Below are 18,457 nucleotides of genomic sequence, written 5' to 3'. Positions count from 1 at the left end.
CTCACTCCGGCGAAGGGCTCTGCGTCATGACTTTGTGGTGAGTATGAGACGACGACACGCCGACGCCACGGCGTGTCGTCGTCTCATACTCACCACAAATGGCGATCTTGGCCGGTCCCGGCCATGCCTCGTTGGCGCTGGGCGTGAAGCTTGGCGATGGCGCGTAGCTGCCGCCGCTCGTACTGCGTAGCGGGGCGCACCGACGCACAGTGCGTTCGCCATTCGAGCCCGGTGGGGCGGGTGAGGCAGACCATGGGGCCGTCGAAGTCGGCGATGGTCGCAGGCATGTCGTAGTGCCGGTCGTAGACCACCATGCCGACCGCGAGACGGGGCAGGATGGTGGTCCAGTCCGCGCGCTTCACTTCGCTCCCCGCGCCAGATGCTGAGCGATCTGTTCGCCCAGGGCCACCGACTGCTGCCGCAGTTCCTCCAGGGTCGGCCGTTCGTCGTTGCCCTGCGGCCCCTGTTGTTCGTCGGCCTGTCCTGGCGGATTTGTGGTTTCGCCTGCCATCGATCACTCCTCTCCGTAGTGTTTCCACTACTGGGAGCGCCCAGCGTGGTCTACAGGCGGGGTGTCTTCAACGTTCCAGGCACGGAGGACACATTGGTAAACCTGAAGGAGTTGAACCCGGACGCCTCCCCCCAAGCGGCCTACGGTGCGCGTTTACGCAGCAAGCGGGAAGCACGCGACTGGACTCAGGACCAGTTGGGTGAGCGGATGGGCTACTCGGGGAGGCATGTTTCGGCGGTCGAAACAGGCTGCAAACCGCCAACGCGCCGGTTCTCGCGGTGCGCGGACACGGCCCTCGGGCTCACCGGGACCTCGGACTCGTTTGAACGCGCGTGGGGGGAGCTTCGGAACGGCAGTCTGCTGGAGGGCTTCCCGGAGTACGTCGGGTACGAGGCCCAGGCAGTGGAGATCCGCCTCTACAACATTGGGATCATCCCCGGCTTGTTGCAGACGCCGGAGTACGCACGAGTGTTGGCCGACAGCGCCGTGCGGCGGGGCGCCATCACACCCGAGCAGGCGGATGAACGTGTCTCGTTCCTGGCGGAGCGACAGGCGGCGCTGGTGCGTCCCCGGCCACCCATGCTGTTCGTCACCATGGACGAGAGCTGTATCCGTCGGCCCGTCGGCGGGGCCGAGGTCATGGACGCCCAGTTGGCCCATCTGGTCGAGTTCGCCACTTTGCCGAACACGCTGCTCCAGGTGGCGCCGTACGAGATAGGGGAGCGCCGGACGTTCGATCTGCCCGTCAACCTGTTGACGCTGCCGGACCGGTCCGTGATGTGTTACGCCGAGTCGCAGGCTCAAGGAAACCTGGACCGAGAAAGTACGTCCGTGGCGCCCATGCTGACGGCCTACCATCAACTACAGGCTGAAGCCTGCTCGCAGGCGGAGTCTGTGGCCATGATCGAGCAGGTACGAAAGGGCATCTCGTGACGACCGATTCCCCCCGCTGGTTCAAGTCTTCCTACAGCAACAACGGCGGCGACTGCGTCGAGGTCGCCGCCAATCTCGTCGCCTCGCGCGGCATAGTCCCCGTCCGTGACAGCAAGGAGCCGCACGGCCCGGCGCTCGTCTTCGAGTCGTCCGCCTGGTCGTCGTTCGTCGCCGCCGTGAAGGGCGGGGAGTTCTCCGCCGCCTGACCACGAAGCAACGCGCGAACTCCCTCCTGCCCCGCGCTGCGAAGCCGTCGCGCGGGGCAGGAGGGAGATGAAGGCCGAACTCAGCGCGTCGAGAACGAGTGCACTGTCGTCGACCGGTAGGTCTGCCCCGGCCGCAGCACCGTGGACGGGAAGTCCGGCTGGTTCGGGGAGTCGGGGAAGTGCTGGGTCTCCAGGCAGAAGCCGTCGCCCTGGCGGTAGACCTTCCCCGAGGTGCCCGCCAGGGTGCCGACCAGGAAGTTGCCGGAGTAGAACTGCACACCCGGCTCGGTCGTGGCGATCCGCATCACCCGTCCGGACTCCGGCTCGCTGACCGTCGCGATGTGCTCGGGACGGCTCGTGATGCCCTTGTCGAGGACGAAGTTGTGGTCGAACCCCTGCCCGTAGAGCACCTGCTGGTGTGCCTCGCGGATGTCCCGGCCGATGGCCTTCGGCCGACGGAAGTCGAAGGGGGTGCCGGCCACCTTGGGCAGTTCGCCGGTCGGGATGAGGGTCTTGTTGACGGGGGTGTAGCGGGAGGCGGCGATCTCCAGCCGGTGGTCGTAGACGGAGCCGGTGCCCTCCCCTCCCAGGTTGTAGTAGGTGTGGTTGGTGAGGTTGACGACGGTGGCCTTGTCGGTGGTGGCCTCGTAGTCGATGCGGAAGTCACCCGTCGGCGTGAGGGTGTAGTCGACGCGCACGGTGAGCTCGCCGGGGTAGCCCATCTCGCCGTCGGGGCTGACCCGGCGCAGGGTCAGGCCGACGTTGCCGGCGCGCTCGAACGGCTCGACGGACCACACCCGCTTGTCGAAGCCCTTGTCGCCGCCGTGGAGGCTGTTGGGGCCGTCGTTGACGGGGAGCTGGTAGGTGTGGCCGTCGAGGGTGAACCTGCCGTTCGCGATGCGGTTGCCGTAGCGGCCGATCAGGGCGCCGAAGTACGGGCTGCCGGCGACGTACGAGTCGAGGTCGGCGAAGCCCAGGGAGACGTTGGCGAGGCGGCCGTGGCGGTCGGGGATCTCCAGGGACTGGACGATGCCGCCGTAGCTGAGGACGGACAGCCGGGTGCGGCCGTTCCGAATCGTCCAGCGGTCGACCCGGGTGCCGTCCGCCAGCGTGCCGAAGTGTTCCTTCACCGCGCGTCCGCCGTCCTTCGCGTAAGCCGTGCCCGTGCCGGTGGCGACGGCCGTGGCCGCCAGCCCGGCGGCCGCTGCCGCCGTCATCAGTGTGCGTCTGCTCGTGGTCATGTGCGGCTCCATCGGTTCCATCGGGGGTGGTGGGAGACGGACTTACGAACCGACCCTGCGCTTGTTCCAGATGTCGAAGCCCACCGCCGCCAGCAGCACCAGGCCCTTGATCACCTGCTGGTACTCGGTGCCGATGCCCACCAGCGACATGCCGTTGTTGAGCACGCCGAGCACCAGACCACCGATGATCGCGCCGAGCACGGTGCCGACGCCGCCGCTGGCCGAGGCGCCGCCGATGAACGCGGCGGCGATGGCCTCCAGCTCGAAGTTGAGGCCCGCGCTGGGGGTGGCGGAGCCCAGTCGGGCGGTGAAGACGAGGCCGGCGAGCGCCGCCAGCAGGCCCATGTTGACGAACACCATGAAGGTGACGCGCTTGTCCCGGACACCCGACAGCTTGGCCGCGGGCTGGTTGCCGCCCAGGGCGTACACATGCCGTCCGACCACGGTGTTGCGCATCACGAAGGCGAAGATCGCCAGCAGGCCGCACAGGATCAGCAGGCCCACGGGCGCGCCGTGCCAGCTCGCGAGGGTCATGGCGAAGGCCATCACCGCGGCCACGATCGCGGCGCACTTGGCGTAGAACAGGCTGAGCGGCATCACGTCCAGCTCGTACGCCGCACGCTGCTGCCGGCTCCGCCACTCCTGCCAGACGGCCGCCGCGCACACCGCGAGGCCGATGACCATGGTGGGGTTGTGGTACTGCGTGTACGGGCCCATCTCCGGGATGAAGCCGATGCTCATCTTCCGGAAGCCCTCCGGGAAGGGCGACAGGGACTGCCCGTCCAGCAGGATCTGGGTGCCGCCGCGGAAGACCAGCATCCCGGCCAGGGTGACGATGAAGGACGGGATCCCGACGTAGGCGATCCAGAAGCCCTGCCACGCCCCGGCCACCGCGCCGACCAGCAGACAGAGGACGACCGCGAGTGGCCAGGGCACATCGTGGTTGACCATCAGCACGCCCGCGAAGGCGCCGATGAACGCGACCAGCGATCCGACCGACAGATCGATATGACCCGCGATGATCACGATCATCATGCCGATCGCGAGAATCAGGATGTAGCCGTTCTGCTGAACCAGGTTGGTGACGTTGAGCGGCCGCAGCAGGATGTCGTCGGACCATATCTGGAAGATGACGATGATCAGCGCGAGCGCCACCAGCATCCCGTACTGGCGCACATTGCCCCGCAGGCTCTGCACCAGCAGCGCCCCGATGTTCGGGGAACCGCCCTCCGGTGGTGGGGCCGGGCTCTTGACGTCCTGGGTCGCCGTGCTCATCGTTCGTCTCCTCTGTCCCTGGTCATGTGGCGCATCAGTACCTCCTGAGTCGCCTCGGCACGCGGGACCTCCCCGGTCAGCCGCCCAGCCGCCATCGTGTAGATCCGGTCGCACATCCCCAGCAACTCGCCCAGCTCCGAGGAGATGAAGACGACGGCCTTGCCCTGGGCCGCCAGGTCGTTGATGACCGTGTAGATCTCGTACTTGGCCCCGACGTCGATGCCACGGGTGGGCTCGTCGAGGATCAGCACCTCGGGGCCCACGTGGATCCACTTGCTCAGGACGACCTTCTGCTGGTTGCCGCCGCTGAGCTTGCCCACGTGCTCGAAGACCGTGGGGGCCTTGATGTTCATCGTCTTGCGGAACCGCTCGGCCACCCGCGACTCCTCGTGCTCGTTGACCACGCCGCGGCGCGCCACCTTGGCCAGCGAGGAGAGGGTGATGTTGCGGGCGATGGTGTCCTCGAGGTTGAGCCCGTAGTGCTTGCGGTCCTCGGTGACATAGGCGATGCCGTGCTCGATCGCCTCGGGGACGGTGCGGGTACGGACCTCCTTGCCGTCGCGGTAGACGCGGCCGCCCACGTACCGGCCGTAGGCGCGCCCGAAGACGCTCATCGCCAGCTCCGTGCGGCCCGCGCCCATGAGGCCCGCGATGCCCACGATCTCGCCGCGCCGCACGTTCAGCGACACCCCGTCCACGACGTTGCGCTGCTGGTCGATGGGGTGGCGTACGGTCCAGTCCTCGATGGCCATGGCCACCTCGGAGGCGTCGTCGCCCTCGTACCGGGTGCGCTCGGGGAAGCGGTGGTCGAGGTCCCGGCCGACCATCCCGCGGATGATGCGGTCCTCGGAGACCTGCGGCTGTGACTCCGGCGTCTCGCGGACGACCATGGTCTCGATGGTCTGGCCGTCGCGCAGGATGGTGACGGAGTCGGCGACCCTGCGGATCTCGTTCAGCTTGTGCGAGATGATGATGCAGGAGATGCCCTGGGCCTTGAACTCCAGCAGCAGATCGAGGAGTTTGCCGCTGTCCTCGTCGTTGAGCGCCGCGGTGGGCTCGTCCAGGATGAGCAGCTTCACCTCCTTGGAGAGCGCCTTGGCGATCTCCACGAGTTGCTGCTTGCCGACCCCGATGTCGGCGACCCGCGTCTGCGGTGACTCCGTCAGCCCCACCCGCTTGAGCAGCGTCTTGGCGTGCTTGAGGGTCTCGTTCCAGCTGATCAGGCCGCCCTTGGCGTGTTCGTTGCCCAGGAAGATGTTCTCGGCGATGGACAGGTACGGGATCAGGGCCAGTTCCTGGTGGATGATGACGATGCCGCGCTGCTCGCTGGCCTTGATGTCCTTGAACGCGCACACCTCCCCCTGGAAGTGGATCTCCCCGTCGTAGGTGCCATGCGCGTAGACCCCGCTGAGCACCTTCATCAGGGTCGACTTCCCGGCGCCGTTCTCCCCGCAGATGGCGTGGATCTCGCCCTCGCGGATGCGGAGGTTGACGTCGGACAGCGCCTTGACCCCGGGGAAGGTCTTGGTGATGGAGCGCATTTCGAGAATGTGGTTCATGTTCCCGGCCTCCATCCCTACTTCAGCTGGCCGGCGGTGTAGTAGCCCTCTTTCACGAGGAGCTGGGTGTTGGACTTGTCGATGCTGACCGGGTTGAGCAGATAGGCCGGCACGACCTTCTTGCCGTTGTTGTACGACGTGGTGTCGTTGACCTGGGGCTTGCCGCCGTCCAGCTTCGCGGTGGCCATCTGGACGGTGGCCTTGGCGAGCTTACGGGTGTCCTTGTAGACGGTCTGGGTCTGCTCGCCGCGGATGATGGACTTGATGGAGGGCAGCTCGGCGTCCTGGCCGGACACGAACGGGTAGGGCTTGGACTTCGTGCCGTAGCCGACGCCCTGCAGCGCGGACAGGATGCCCATGGACATGCCGTCGTACGGCGAGAGCACGGCGTTGACGTCAGCGTTGCTGTACGCCTTGTTGAGCAGGTTCTCCATGCGGTCCTGGGCGGCCTTACCGCTCCACTTCTCCGTGTACAGCTGGTTGAGCTTCGTCTGGCCGCTGCGGACGACGAGCCGCCCGTCGGCGAGGTACGGCTTGAGCACGCTCATCGCGCCGTTGAAGAAGTACCGGGTGTTGTTGTCGTCCGACGAACCGGCGAACAGCTCGATGTTGAACGGGCCCTTCTTGCCCTCGGTCAGTCCGAGCTTTTTGACGAGGTACGAGGCCTGGAGCACGCCGACCTTGAAGTTGTCGAAGGTCGCGTAGTAGTCGACGTACTTCGAACCCAGGATCAGCCGGTCGTAGGAGATCACCGGGATGTTGGCGTCATGGGCGCTCTGGAGCACATCGGTCAAGGCGGTTCCGTCGATGGGCGCGATCACCAGCAGCTTGTACTGCTTGGTGATCATGTTCTCGAGCTGCGCCACCTGGGTGCGGACGTCGTCCTCGCCGTACTGGAGGTCCGTCTTGTAGCCCGCCGCCTGGAACTGCTTGACCATGTTCTTGCCGTCGGCGATCCACCGCTCGGAGGTCTTGACCGGCATCGCGATGCCGATCGTGTTGCTGTTGCCGCCTTTGTAGCGGCTGCCGCCGACCGCCTCCTGGCCGCAGGCGGTGGCGGTGAGCGAGAGCGTGAGCAGGGCGGCGAGGGCCGCCAACGCTCGTACCGCTCTGGCCTTACGCATGATCATCGGGTCGTCCTTCCCTAGTGCGTCCGTGGCTCAGGATTCTTGGGGAGCGGGCTGTGCCTGGCTCACGGCGAAGCGCCGCAGCGGGCCGGGCAGCCGAGAGCCCAGCGGGGACATCCCGCCGTCCGCGCCCAGCCGGGCGAGCATGTCGAGCACGAGCCGTCCGCGGCGCACCCGCTCACGGGCGCTGTTCAGGGCCAGGTCGCGCAGCTGAGCGCCGTACGGGTAGATGCCGGGGGACTTGCTTAGCCCGAACTTGAGGTAGATGGGGGCGCCGCGCCGGATCAGCTCGGCCGCGTCGTAGACGCGGACGAAGCCGCCCAGGTCGTCGGGGGCCTCCACGTAGAAGTCCATCGGGGCGCGGGAGACCCGGCGGATCTCGGTGAGGTGCTCCAGCGTCAGGTCCGAGGGGATGTTGATGGAGTCGGCGCCGAGCTGCTCGTACACCGCGAACGAGGCCGGGTTGACCGGGCCGACCAGGGCGGACAGCTTGAAGGTGGTGTCGGCCGGCAGGTCGCCGCGCTCGCGCAGCTGGTGCAGCAGCCACAGCACGCCCTCGTCCGCGACCAGCAGGCATTTCACGCCCAGCGCGGTGGCGCGCAGCGCGTCCTCGACACAGCCGGCGACCGCGTCGTGGCCGCGGGCGCGCAGGCCACCGCCGCCGGAGTCGGTGCGGGTGGCGGCGCCGATGTCCCAGGTGCCGCGCGGGCCGGTGAACAGGCACAGCTCGGCGTTGCGCTCAGCGCAGGACTCCACCATCTCGGTGATCTCCGCGTCGGTGAGCATCCACACGCCGCTGCCCTGGCTGATCCGGTGGATCGGCACCTCCAGGCGGCTCGCCTCCTTGAAGACGGTGGCCAGCGCCTCGGGCCCTTCCACGGAGGGGATCTCGGTGCGCCAGGTGCCGCCGTCCGGGAAGGAGTGCGGGGAGGCGTCGGCGGGGTCGGCCTCGGGCCCGGCGTGGCCGAGCTGCGCGAGGGCCGAGGCGGCGGGGCGGCGGGGGCCGGGGGTGGTGGCTGAGGCGGCGGTCACGGTGCTCCCTGTGGAGTGGTGGGTGGTGCTGAGCAGCACCGGCTGAGAACGTTTCGGGGTCGTTCGAGGTGTTCGGTGTCCGGAATCCCGGACGACATTCGGAAGATTGGGTGCACGCCGGTACGGATCGCGTCAGGGCGACCCGTACCGGCGCGCGGCTAGGAGGTGCCCCCCGGGCGCAGCAGGACCTTGCCGACCTTCGGGTCGGCGCCGCCGACCAGCTCGATCGCGGCGCCGAAGTCGGCGAGCGGCAGCTCGTGGGTGACCAGCGGCAGCAGGGACAGCAGCCCGGCGTCGAAGACCCGCACCGCGTGCGCCCACGCGGCGGGCGGGGCCCCGAAGACCGTGCGCACCTCGATCTGGCGCACCACCAGGTCGGTGGGGTCCAGGCCGTCCGCGCCCGGCGCCGGGATGCCGGTGAGCACCAGCCGCCCGCCGCGCCGCAGCAGCGCCGCGGACTCCCGGGCCGCGGCAGCGGAGCCGGCGGTCTCGATGACGACGTCGTACGTCCCGGCCGCGCCCTTGGGCAGGGCGTCCCGGGTGTGGAACGAGGTCGCGCCGAAGGACAGCGCCATCCGTTCCCGGTCCCGGCTGACGCCGACCACCAGCAGCTCGGCCGGGGAGACCGCGGCGAGGAACTGCACCGCGATCATGCCGAGGGTGCCGGTGCCGACCACCGCGACCCGCTGCCCCGGCCGGGCGTCCGCCTTGAGCGCGGCGGCCGCGACGCAGGCGGCGGGCTCCAGCAGCGCGGCGGCGGTGAGGTCGGCGTCGTCGGCGAGCGGGTGGAGCAGGCGGGCGGGCAGGGTGAGCGTGGCGGCCATGGCGCCCGGCTGGGTGAAGCCGGTCTCCTCGTAGCCGGCGGCGCACAGCGTGGTGTCCCCGGCGTGGCAGGCGTCGCACACCTGGCAGTTGCGGAACCCCTCGCCGACCACCTTCCGGCCGGCCAGCGAGGCCGGCACCCCGGCCCCGACGGCCTCGACCGTGCCGGACCACTCGTGGCCGGGGGTCACCGGGTAGCGGACGTACCCCTCGGGCCGGTTGCCCTGGTAGATCTCGCGGTCGCTGCCGCAGATCCCGGAGGCGTGCACCCGCACCCGCGCCTCCCCGGGGCCCGGGTCGGCCACGGCGCGGGCCGCCAGCCGGTGGCTGCCCGGCCCGTCGAGTACGAGGGCCTCTTCCATGCCGCTCACCTCCGCTCCGTCGCCGCCGGTGGTCACTTGCGGCCGGTCCCCGAGGGGTCGCGCTTCTCCCAGCCCTCGGCCCACAGGTCGAAGCGGGCCTGCTGCTGCGGGAACTCGGCGGCCGCGTCGGTGTCCAGCTCGATGCCCAGGCCCGGGGCGTCGGAAAGCTCGAAGTAGCCGTCCACGACCTGCGGGGCGCCCTTGACCACCTTCTTGATCTCCGCGTCGGCGAAGTCGTTGAAGTGCTCGAGGATCTTGAAGTTGGGCGAGGTGAAACCGACCTGGAGGGAGGCGGCGGTGAGCACGGACCCGCCGACGTTGTGCGGCGCGACGAGCATGTAGTGGGTCTCGGCGGTGGCGGCCAGCTTGCGGGTCTCCCAGATGCCGCCGATGTGGCCGACGTCCGGCTGGATGATGTCCACGGCCTGGCTCTCGAAGAGCTCGCGGAACTCGATGCGGTCGTGGATCCGCTCACCGGTGGCGACCGGGATGTCCACCTTGGCCGCGACCTTCTCCAGCGCCTTCAGGTTCTCCGGCGGCACCGGCTCCTCCAGCCAGGCCGGCTTGAAGGGGGCCAGCTCGTTGGCCAGGCGGACGGCGGTGGCGGGGGAGAAGCGGCCGTGCATCTCCAGCATCAGCTCGGCGTCCGGGCCGATCGCGTCCCGCACGGCCTCGATGAGCGAGACCGCGTACAGGGTCTCCTTGTGGTCCAGCTCGAAGTGGCCGGTGCCGAACGGGTCGATCTTCAGCGCCTTGTAGCCGCGCTCCATGACCCCCTGGGCGGCCTTGTGGTAGGCCTCCGGCGTCCGCTCGGTCGTATACCACCCGTTGGCGTACGCCTTGACCTTGTCGGTCACCTTGCCGCCGAGGAGCTGCCAGACGGGCACGCCCAGCGCCTTGCCCTTGATGTCCCAGCAGGCCATCTCGACGCAGGCGATGCCCGACATCACGATCTCGCCCGCGCGGCCGTAGTCGCCGTACTTCATCCGCCGCACCAGGTCCTCCACGGCGAAGGGGTCCGAGCCGGCGATGTGGTTGGCCTCGGCCTCACGGAGGTAGCCGAGCAGCGCGTCGGTGTGCCCGAGCATGCGGGTCTCTCCGACGCCGGTGATGCCCTCGTCGGTGTGCACCTGTACGTAGGTCAGGTTGCGCCATGGGGTGCCGACGACATGCGTGCTGATTCCGGTGATGCGCAAGGCGGTCTGCCCTTTCGCGATGGTTCGTGTTCCGGGTCGGTAGTCCGTTCGTGTTCGATATTTCGTCACACGTTCGAAATCCTGGCGTGACGGTAGTCACCGGGCGTAAGGGGTGTCAATGGTCGGGGGAAACGGTTGTCGAATGATTTTCTACTTTGTTGATTTTCTGCCGTGCGCGGGAGCCGGGGCGGGGTGGTCGCAGGTTCGTTGTCGAACGGATATCGGATCGGGCCCTGCGTCCCTCTTGCGCTCCGTGGGTCCCCGTGCGTGGGGGCGAGACCCGGTGGGCCGCTATGCGGGGTCGTGGTCAGGCCCGCCGCGCGGGTGGGGCAGGCGGTGGGTCATGAAGGGCCTGCTGGTGATGAACTCCCTGAACCTCAGGGCGGCTTCGGCCAGGTAGGTGTCGCGGTTCCACACCAGGGTGAGCACCCGGTGGCAGCCGGGCGCGTCCAGGTGCACCCAGGCGACCGGGACGATCGCGTCCGTACCGGTCTGGCGGGACATCGCCGGGATGAGGCCGATGCCGAGTCCCGCGCTGATCATGTCCTGGCTGGAGGCCGGTTCGTCGCCTTCGCACGACAGCAGTGGCCTGAGCCCCTCGGCCGCGAACAGCCGGTCCAGGAGCGCGCGCTGCCAGTGGCCCGGGCGTGTGGTGACGAACGGCTCGTCGGCGATCTCGGGGATCGTCACGCTCTCCCGCCCGTCGAGCCAGTGTCCGCGCGGGACCGCGAGCAGCACCTCCTCGCGGGCGAGCTGGATCGACTCCAGGTTGCTGCCGGTCAGCGGCTGCGAGGCCACACAGAAGTCCACCTCTCCGGCCCGCAGTTGGCGGGCCATGTCCTCCGCGTTCGACTGGTAGAGCCGAACGTCGGCGCGGGGGTAGGCGGCACGGAAACTGCCGAGGGCATGGGTGATCGTCAGGAGGGTCTCGGAGGCGACGCTGACCCGGCCCAGCCCGGTGTCGCGGGCGTCGCGCAGGGCCCTGCGGCCGTCGTCCAGCTCGCTCAGGGCGCGCTCGGCATGGCGCAGGAAGATCGCTCCGTACTGGTTCAGCCGGATACGGCGGCCCTCGCGGTCGAAGAGCGGGGTGCCCAGCTCGGCCTCCAGGCGCGCGATGGTGCGGCTGAGCGAAGGCTGGGCGACGCGCAGCTCCTCCGCGGCGCGGCTGATGTGTTCGTGGCGGGCGACCACCTGGAAGTAGCGCAACTGCAGCAGATCCACGGTCCACCCTTCGCTCATGCCTTCTCGGGCATCTTCACATAGCGAAACCGGTCCCTCGCGGGCGTTCGCACGCCGGCTGTGGTCGGCGCCGGCCGAGGTGGTACACCGGAGCCATGACCACCGACGACCCGACCAACGACCCCACCGCGCCGTCCGCCACGCCACCCACCGCGCCGCCCGCCGCGCTCCCCGGCCTCGGCGAGGAGCCGCTCCCCGCCCGTCGCCGCGTCACCTGCCGTATGTGCGGGCGCCCCTTGCGGGGGCGGGAGGCGCGGCTGTGGGGGCTGGGGGACGAGTGCCGGGCCAAGCTGGCGGTGCGCGGCGCCCCGAAGCCGCCCGCGCACGACGTCGAGCAGGACACCCTGCCCGGGATCTGACGCGGACGGTGCGCCCTGGCGTCGGCCCGCCGGAGTGCCGGTGGGACGATGATCCGCAAGGGCCGGTGGAGGGCCGGCCGGCGGGGCTGAGGAGCGGGTTCGTGAGGTTGGTCCCTCGTTCTCGGAGGGCGCGCGTCGCCGTGGGGGTGGCCGCTGCCGGGCTGGTGGTCGCCGGCGTGTACGTGGCCCGCGTGGTGACCTCGCCCGCGTACGGCGTGGCGGCGGCGCCCCGGGGCGACGCACCGGAGTGCGCGCGGATCGAGAAGGGGTACCCCGACGACCTGGCCGGCCGGGAGCGGGCGCCGGGAGGGGCGGCCGGGGTCGCCGTGTGGGGGGACCGGGCGGTGGTGTCGCGCTGCGGGGCGGTGCCGCCCGTTCCGACGCCCGACCCGTGTGTGAATGTCAACGGGGTGGACTGGGTGGTGCGGGAGACCGCGTCCGGGGACGGCCGGAAGGTCGTCATCACCTACGGCCGGGACCCGGCGGTGGAGGTCTTCGTCTCCGACCGGGTCGCCGAACTCGACGCGGTCCTGGTGGACCTGAGCAAGGCGGTGAAGCCGATCCGGCAGGACCGGAAGTGTCTGTCTCTGAGCGACGTGCCACGCGGAAGCGCTCGGCCGTCGCACGAGCACTGACCGCCGCCGTCAGCGCGAGCCGCGCTTCTCCCAGTCCTCGCGGTCGCGTTCGTAGACCTCGTCCGGGGCGAGCAGGCCGGTCGCGCCGGTGGCCCGCAGGAAGTCGGGGTCCAGGCAGTTGTCCCAGTCGTCGGCGCAGCGGTGCTGCCAGGTGGGGCCGTCCCAGTCGTCCTCCTCGCGGGCGCGGTGGACGACGCGGCCCCGCCAGCGGTATTCGATCCAGGTGGCGTCGGGGTGGTCGTCGGCGAACGGGGCGAGCCAGTGGGGGTGGAGGGCGGCGAGGGCCTCGCCTTCGTCGTTCGGGGTGGTGGGCGTGGGCAGGGCAGCCGGCGGCGGGTCGGGCAGGGGAGTGGTCGGCGTGGCCATGGGGCCGACGTCGGCGTAGCGGCAGTTGCCGGTGCGGTAGCTGCCGGCGACGGACAGCCGCCAGGAGCCGTCCGGGTGGCGCCGCCAGGGGGCTTCGGGGCCGACGGGCGGGCGGTCGCCGGTGGTGGTCGCCACGCGCACCTCGTCGAATCCGTAGCGGCAGTACCGGTGCGGGCCGTCGTTGACGTCTCCCTGCCAGATGATGTCCTGGTCACCGCCCTCGTTGTAGTGCCGGCCCCAGAGGGAGCCGTAGAGGTACGGGGCGTGGTCCTGGCTGAAGTTCACGATGTCCGGGCTCTTGCCCGAGCCGTACTGGATGTCGACGTAAGCCCCCTCCGGCCCGCGCCGGGTCACCACCGGGACGTGGTACGAGCCGTGGCGGCCGAGCAGCATCCAGGTGATCCACTGTGCCTCGACACCGGTGATGCGGTCGTCGGGGCGGGCGTAGACCCGGATGGCGTCGGTGAAGATGTTCGACATGCGCCCATGGTGTCAGCCGCGCCGGCCGTGCCGACCGCGTCGGCCGGTGGCGCGGAGGGGTGCGCCAACGTCGTTGGTGGCCAGGGGGTTTGCATATGATGCGGGCGGCCTCGCAGCCGCGGGGCCCGCGTGTGTTTCTTGTGAGAAAGGCGGACCACCACCGTGGCCGATGACCAGGACGATGTAGTCCACGAGGTGCTGGACGAGCTGGAGGACGCCCTGGAGGACATGGGCATCGACATCGAGCTCGACGGCGACTGAGCGGCGGACCGAGCGGGGAGGGTAGCCGACGGCCGTTGGCTACCCGTTCCGCGTGGGGCTCACCGTGGGGTGGCCGGGGCGCTCGGGCGGGGCGCGGGGGTCTCGGCGGGCTTGGCGAGGGCGCGCCAGGGGCTGACGCCCAGCTTGCCGGTGTTGCCGAGGTCGATCAGTTCGGTCACGGTCTGCCGGGGGCTCCCCTCGGCCGGGGCCACGTCCAGCGCCTCTCCGTTGACGGCCGGGTTCGTCGCGTCGGTCACGGTGTTGCGCCACGCCAGGCCCGCCACCGCCGTCTGGCCGGGGCGCAGGGTCACCTGTCGGGGCGCCGCGTCGAAGTCGTCGAGGGTGGCGATGCCGGCGGACCCGTGTGCCACGCGGATGTCCAGGGGCTTTCCGTCCCCGTCCAGGACGCGGACGGTCGGGTAGCCCTTCACCGTGTAGGGGCGCTTGCCGCAGTTGGTCAGCTTCAGGGACATGACGCGCAGGCCCATCGCGGCGCCCGGCTCCTCCCCCTGGACGACCACCCCGGACCTTGGGCAGGGGGGCGGCGTGGCGGGGGTGGGGGTCGGCAGCTCGCCGTAGCTGGGAAGGTCCTTGGGGAGTTCCTCGGCTTGGACGGGGCGGGAGGGGGCGGGGGGCGGGGCGGGTGCCCCGGCGGTCTCGGAGGCGGGCTTGGTGCCGCAGGCGGCGAGGAGGCCGAGCAGGGCCGCCGTCGTGCCGAGGGCGGCCAGGCGGGGGAGCGTGGATCCCGGCCGTCCGACCGGGTCCGGGTCGGCGGGTCTCGCGCTCGTACGGCCAAGTGTGGTCATGTCGGCATCCTCGCACGCTCGACCACGAGTTCGAGGGGTGGGCCGGGAACCCGACGAAAGTAAGACGCGCGCCTGGCGTTCGACAGTGGGGCGGGGGCGCGGTGGCGCGGGAGGGTCTGGGCATGCGATTCAAGACTTCCGCCGTGTCCCGGCTGTCACGGCGTCAACTGCTCGGCGGGCTGGCCGCCACGGGCGCCGCCGTGACCCTCGCCTCCGCCACCGTCGCTTCCGGGGCGGTGTCCTCCGGGGACGGCCGGGGGAAGGGCCAGGCGGGCCGTAAGGGGAAGGGGCGGGCCGAGGGCGGCCTGCGGGTCGAGTTGCCGGCGCCCACGGGCCCGTACCCGGTGGGGATGACCGAGCTGCACCTGGTGGACCAGGGGCGCGAGGAGCGGTGGGGGCCCGGGGCGCGGGAACTCATGGTGAGCGTGTGGTACCCCGCGCGGAAGGACGCGGGCACGGACGCCGGCGGGGGCACGGACGCCGCGCAGGCGCCCTACATGCGGCCGGGCGCCGCGGAGGTGTTCGGGGCGGGCGCCGAGCGGATCCTGAGGGTGGAGCACGGGGCCGTCGACTGGGGCGGGTTCCCCACCCACGCCCGCGAGGGGGCGGCCGTGGCGCGCGGCCTGGGGCGCAGGCCCGTCGTGCTGTACTCGCCCGGGATGTACAACGAGCGCACGCTGGACACCGGCGCGGTGGTGGAGCTGGCCGGGCAGGGCTATGTCGTGGTGACGGTCGATCCCACGTACGAGGCGCACGCCGTGGAGTTCCCCGACGGGCGGGTCGTCGAGCCGTCGCCGGAGATCGGCAGGATCGAGCCGGTGGCCGAGCGCAACAAGGCGGCGCTGGAGGTGCGGGTGGCCGATGTCCGCTTCGTGCTGGACCGGCTGGAGGTGCTGGCGCGCGGCGGCAACCCCGACGCCGAGGGGCGGCGGCTGCCCAGCGGGCTGGGCGCGGCGCTGGACATGGCGCGGGTCGGCATGTTCGGGCACTCGCTCGGGGGCATGGCGACGGCGGAGGCCATGCGGCTCGACCGCCGGATCCGGGCCGGGGCCAACCTGGACGGGCCGCTCGGCTACGACTGGTCCGACCCCGACCAGTTGCTGCCGGTCGCGCACAGCGGGCTGGACAGGCCGTTCCTGCTGATGGGGGCGTGGCTGACGACCACGTCGGAACGGGTGCCGCACACCCACGAGCACTCGCCGTCCTGGCGGGCGCTGTGGCAGAACTCCACGGGCTGGAAGCGCGACCTGTGGGTGAGGGAGGCGGAGCACAACGCGTTCACCGACTACGAGACCGTTCTCCCCGCGCTCGCCGAGCACCTCGCGCTGCCGGAGGGGTTCCAGAAGCAGATGATCGGCACCGTGGACCCGGCCCGCTTCACGGCGAGCCGGCGGGCCTACCTCACCGCCTTCTTCGACCGGCATCTGCGGGGGCTGCACCGGCCGCTGCTGGACGGGCCCTCGCCGCGCCACCCGGACGTGCGGTTCATCGGCTAGCGCGAGGCACCGTCGGGGTCCGACGGGTGCGAGGCCTCATCCCGGCGGGGGCACGTAGGTGAAGGTCAGGTTGTTGCTGGTGCCGCCGGTGGCCGTGACGTTGACGTTCGCGGTGCCGGTGCCGGGCGGGGCGACCGCGGTGAGCTGGGTGTCGGAGAGCACCGTGTACGCGGCCGAGACGGCGCCGAAGTGGACGGAGGTGGTGGTGGCCAGGTTGGTCCCGGTGACCGTCACGACCGTGCCGCCGCTCTCCGGGCCCAGGTTCGGGTTGAGACCGGAGAGGGCCGGGGCCGCCACATAGGCGTAGGTCAGGTTGTTGCTGGTGCCGCCGGGGGTGGTGACGTTGACGTTGGCGGTGCTGGTGCCGGGCGGTGCCGCGAAGGAGACCTGGCTGTCGTTCAGGACGGTGAAGGGCACCGACGCGGCGCCGATGTGCACGGCGGTGGTGAGGGTGAGGCTCAAGCCGTTGATCACCACCGTGTTGCCCCCGTTCGCCGGTCCGCTGGGCGGGGACAGGGAGGTCAGCGCGGGCGGTGCCACATAGAAGTAGAACGCGCCCGGACTGCTGGTGCCGCCCGGGGTGACCACGTTCACCGCCACCGCCCCGGCCACCCCGGCCGGGGCGGTGGCGGTGATCTGGGTGGGGGAGTTGACGGTGAAGGAGGGGGCCGGGGTGGTCCCGAACAACACCTGGGTGGCGCCGCTGAAGCCGGTGCCGGTGATCATCACGGTGTTGCCGCCGGCGGTCGGGCCCTGGCCGGGGCTGACCGTGCCGACCGTGGGGATGGCGGAGTAGGTGTAGGTCAGGTTGTTGCTGGTGCCGCCGGGGGTGGTGACGTTGACGTTGACCGAGCCGGTCCCGGGCGGGGCGGCCGCGGACACCTGGGTGCTGGAGAGCACGGTGAAGGCGACCGAGGTGGTGCCGAAGTGTACGGAGGTGGTGTTGGCCAGGTTGGTCCCGGTGATGAGGACCGTGTTGCCGCCGGCCTGCGGCCCCGCGGACGGGGACAGCGAGCTGATGGCCGGGCCGCTGACGTAGGTGTACGTGAGCGTGTTGCTGCTGCCGCCGGGGGTGGTGACCTTCACCTGCACGCTGCCGCTGCCGGCCGGGGCGGTGGCGGTGATCTGGGTGGGGGAGTTGACGGTGAAGGAGGGGGCCGGGGTGGTGCCGAAGAGCACCTGGGTGGCGCCGGTGAATCCGGTGCCGGTGAGGACGACGGTGTTGCCGGCGCCCGTCGGTCCGGAGGCCGGGTTGAGCGAGGTGAGGGTCGGGGCCGTCGCCGTGGCGTAGGTGAAGGTGACGTTCTGGGTGCTGGTGCCGTTCGGCGTGGTGACGGTGATCTGCACGGTGCCGCTGCCCGTCGGCACGGTCGCGTTGATCTGCGTGTCGGAGACCACGGTGAAGGAGGACAGGGCGGTGCCGAACCTGACTTGGGTGGCCCCGGTGAGTCCGCTGCCGGTGATGACGACCGCCGTGCCGGCCGGTCCGCTGCTGGGGCTGACCGAGGACACCACGGGCGCGGCCGCGACGGCGCGGGCATCGGTCCGGGCGGCGGCCTCGGGGTCGGCGGCGGGTGGCCGGGACGAGGGGGCGGGTGGCGTGGGCACGGCTGCGCCTTTCTCGTCTCCGTGGTCGGAGGCGTGGATCCGGGTCGGGGTCGCGGTGTGCCTGAGGGAATGGCGGGATGAGGGTGGGGAGCGCGCGGCGAGGGGCGGGAGGCGGCAGGGCCGCCTCCCGCCCCGGGGAGCCGATCAGGTGGGCGGGGGCACGTAGGTGAAGGTCTGGGTGGAGTCGGTGCCGCCGGGGGTGGTCACGTTGACGGTGACCGTCCCGGTGCCGGGCGGGGCGTACGCGATGAGCTGGCTGTCGCTGTTGACCACGAAGGCGGCCGAGGCGGTGCCGTAGGTCACGCTCGTGGTGTCGCTGAGCCCGGTGCCGGTGATGGTGCTCGCGGTGCCGCCGGCCTCGGGGCCGCTCGCCGGATCGATGCCGGTCGTGGTGGGCGCGCCCACGTACGAGAAGAACAGCCCGTTGGTGGAGCCGCCCTTCGTGGTGACGGTGATCGGCACCGTCTGGGCGGTGCCGGAGGTCGGGGCCGTGACCGTGATGGTGTTGTCGTTCACCACGGTCGGGGTGGCCGAGCCGACGGTGCCGAAGCTTACCGACGAGGCGGTGGACAGGTTGGCGCCGGAGATGGTGGTGGTCGCGCCGGCCAGCGGGCCCGAGGTATTGCTGAGGGTCGTCTTGATCGGCTGCGGGACGTAGAAGTAGTTGACGGGGCTGGTGGTGCCGCCGGGGGTGGTCACCGTCACGCCCACCACGCCGCTGCCGGAGGGGGCGGTGGCGGTGATCTGGGTCGGGGAGTTGACGGTGAAACTCGCGGACTTGTTGCCGAATTTCACGCTCGTCGCGCCGGTGAAATTGGTGCCGGTGATGACGACCGAGTTTCCGCCCGACGAGGGGCCTTGGGTGGGGTTGAGTGTTGCCATGGGGGGCTCCTTTTGTGGGGTGCGGCATGTCCCCGGGGCCGGGCGGCGAGGGCGTCTCCGT

At 70.7% G+C, this 18,457-nt stretch carries 19 protein-coding genes; 5 read left to right on the top strand and 14 right to left on the bottom strand.

Annotation, left to right across the window (positions count from 1 at the left end):
• Positions 1–89 precede the first annotated feature (89 nt).
• Together ABFY07_RS09310 and ABFY07_RS09305 are read right to left on the bottom strand one after the other, a co-directional pair.
• Complete coding sequence (locus ABFY07_RS09310; RefSeq protein WP_346173988.1) at positions 90–362, bottom strand: hypothetical protein; 273 nt, start codon at positions 360–362, stop codon at positions 90–92.
• Positions 359–511, bottom strand: a complete 153-nt coding sequence (locus ABFY07_RS09305) for a hypothetical protein (RefSeq protein ID WP_346173987.1) — start codon at positions 509–511, stop codon at positions 359–361. The genes ABFY07_RS09310 and ABFY07_RS09305 overlap by 4 nt, the downstream gene beginning before the upstream one ends.
• A gap of 93 nt (positions 512–604) precedes the next feature.
• Here ABFY07_RS09305 and ABFY07_RS09300 point away from each other — a divergent pair, with 93 nt between their 5' ends.
• Both ABFY07_RS09300 and ABFY07_RS09295 read left to right on the top strand, forming a co-directional pair.
• Positions 605–1,444: a helix-turn-helix domain-containing protein gene (locus ABFY07_RS09300; protein WP_346174044.1), complete on the top strand. Its 840-nt coding sequence runs from the start codon at positions 605–607 to the stop codon at positions 1,442–1,444.
• Positions 1,441–1,650: a DUF397 domain-containing protein gene (locus ABFY07_RS09295; protein ID WP_346173986.1), complete on the top strand. Its 210-nt coding sequence runs from the start codon at positions 1,441–1,443 to the stop codon at positions 1,648–1,650. The genes ABFY07_RS09300 and ABFY07_RS09295 overlap by 4 nt, the downstream gene beginning before the upstream one ends.
• Positions 1,651–1,730: 80 nt before the next feature.
• Here the strand turns inward: ABFY07_RS09295 and ABFY07_RS09290 are convergent, their stop codons facing one another.
• From ABFY07_RS09290 to ABFY07_RS09255, 8 genes are all read right to left on the bottom strand, one after another.
• Positions 1,731–2,891: an aldose epimerase family protein gene (locus ABFY07_RS09290; RefSeq protein WP_346173985.1), complete on the bottom strand. Its 1,161-nt coding sequence runs from the start codon at positions 2,889–2,891 to the stop codon at positions 1,731–1,733.
• Between the two features lie 42 nt (positions 2,892–2,933).
• Positions 2,934–4,166, bottom strand: coding sequence for a multiple monosaccharide ABC transporter permease (gene mmsB / locus ABFY07_RS09285; RefSeq protein ID WP_346173984.1), 1,233 nt, complete (start codon positions 4,164–4,166; stop codon positions 2,934–2,936).
• Entirely contained in the window at positions 4,163–5,725 is a 1,563-nt protein-coding gene (gene mmsA, locus ABFY07_RS09280) for a multiple monosaccharide ABC transporter ATP-binding protein (RefSeq protein WP_346173983.1), read from the bottom strand. The genes mmsB and mmsA overlap by 4 nt, the downstream gene beginning before the upstream one ends.
• A gap of 17 nt (positions 5,726–5,742) precedes the next feature.
• Positions 5,743–6,849 (bottom strand): multiple monosaccharide ABC transporter substrate-binding protein, encoded by a 1,107-nt coding sequence (gene chvE / locus ABFY07_RS09275; RefSeq protein ID WP_346174043.1) that lies wholly within the window; start codon positions 6,847–6,849, stop codon positions 5,743–5,745.
• A 36-nt stretch (positions 6,850–6,885) separates the two neighbouring features.
• On the bottom strand, positions 6,886–7,884 hold the full coding sequence (locus ABFY07_RS09270) for a hypothetical protein (RefSeq protein WP_346173982.1): 999 nt from the start codon (positions 7,882–7,884) through the stop codon (positions 6,886–6,888).
• Positions 7,885–8,042: 158 nt separating this feature from the next.
• The gene (locus ABFY07_RS09265; RefSeq protein ID WP_346174042.1) at positions 8,043–9,068 is read right to left on the bottom strand and encodes a zinc-dependent alcohol dehydrogenase; all 1,026 of its coding nucleotides are present in this window, start codon (positions 9,066–9,068) and stop codon (positions 8,043–8,045) included.
• A 32-nt stretch (positions 9,069–9,100) separates the two neighbouring features.
• Positions 9,101–10,264: a mandelate racemase/muconate lactonizing enzyme family protein gene (locus ABFY07_RS09260; RefSeq protein ID WP_346173981.1), complete on the bottom strand. Its 1,164-nt coding sequence runs from the start codon at positions 10,262–10,264 to the stop codon at positions 9,101–9,103.
• Between the two features lie 291 nt (positions 10,265–10,555).
• Positions 10,556–11,485: a LysR family transcriptional regulator gene (locus ABFY07_RS09255; RefSeq protein ID WP_346174041.1), complete on the bottom strand. Its 930-nt coding sequence runs from the start codon at positions 11,483–11,485 to the stop codon at positions 10,556–10,558.
• 113 nt (positions 11,486–11,598) lie between these two features.
• On the opposite strand from ABFY07_RS09255, the gene ABFY07_RS09250 reads away from it, so the two are divergent.
• Positions 11,599–11,862: a DUF6011 domain-containing protein gene (locus ABFY07_RS09250; RefSeq protein ID WP_346173980.1), complete on the top strand. Its 264-nt coding sequence runs from the start codon at positions 11,599–11,601 to the stop codon at positions 11,860–11,862.
• Positions 11,863–11,963: 101 nt separating this feature from the next.
• Complete coding sequence (locus ABFY07_RS09245; protein ID WP_346173979.1) at positions 11,964–12,497, top strand: DUF3515 family protein; 534 nt, start codon at positions 11,964–11,966, stop codon at positions 12,495–12,497.
• A 9-nt stretch (positions 12,498–12,506) separates the two neighbouring features.
• On the opposite strand, the gene ABFY07_RS09240 is transcribed toward ABFY07_RS09245, so the two are convergent.
• Both ABFY07_RS09240 and ABFY07_RS09235 read right to left on the bottom strand, forming a co-directional pair.
• A complete protein-coding gene (locus ABFY07_RS09240) occupies positions 12,507–13,343 on the bottom strand; it encodes a hypothetical protein (protein WP_346173978.1) in 837 nt (278 codons plus the stop codon).
• A gap of 320 nt (positions 13,344–13,663) precedes the next feature.
• Positions 13,664–14,410, bottom strand: coding sequence for a DUF4232 domain-containing protein (locus ABFY07_RS09235; protein WP_346173977.1), 747 nt, complete (start codon positions 14,408–14,410; stop codon positions 13,664–13,666).
• Between the two features lie 122 nt (positions 14,411–14,532).
• Between ABFY07_RS09235 and ABFY07_RS09230 the strand changes: the two genes are divergently transcribed.
• On the top strand, positions 14,533–15,906 hold the full coding sequence (locus tag ABFY07_RS09230) for an alpha/beta hydrolase family protein (RefSeq protein ID WP_346173976.1): 1,374 nt from the start codon (positions 14,533–14,535) through the stop codon (positions 15,904–15,906).
• Positions 15,907–15,942: 36 nt separating this feature from the next.
• Here ABFY07_RS09230 and ABFY07_RS09225 read toward each other — a convergent pair whose 3' ends face one another.
• On the bottom strand, positions 15,943–17,514 hold the full coding sequence (locus tag ABFY07_RS09225; RefSeq protein ID WP_346173975.1) for a beta strand repeat-containing protein: 1,572 nt from the start codon (positions 17,512–17,514) through the stop codon (positions 15,943–15,945).
• A gap of 144 nt (positions 17,515–17,658) precedes the next feature.
• A complete protein-coding gene (locus tag ABFY07_RS09220; RefSeq protein WP_346173974.1) occupies positions 17,659–18,396 on the bottom strand; it encodes an IPT/TIG domain-containing protein in 738 nt (245 codons plus the stop codon).
• Between the last annotated feature and the right edge of the window lie 61 nt (positions 18,397–18,457).

Source organism: Streptomyces sparsogenes subsp. cuspidosporus (assembly GCF_039532705.1).
Taxonomy (GTDB): Bacteria; Actinomycetota; Actinomycetes; order Streptomycetales; family Streptomycetaceae; genus Streptomyces; species Streptomyces sparsogenes.
Note: the sequence above shows the minus strand (reverse complement) of the source record. Positions and strands in the feature narration are given on the sequence as shown.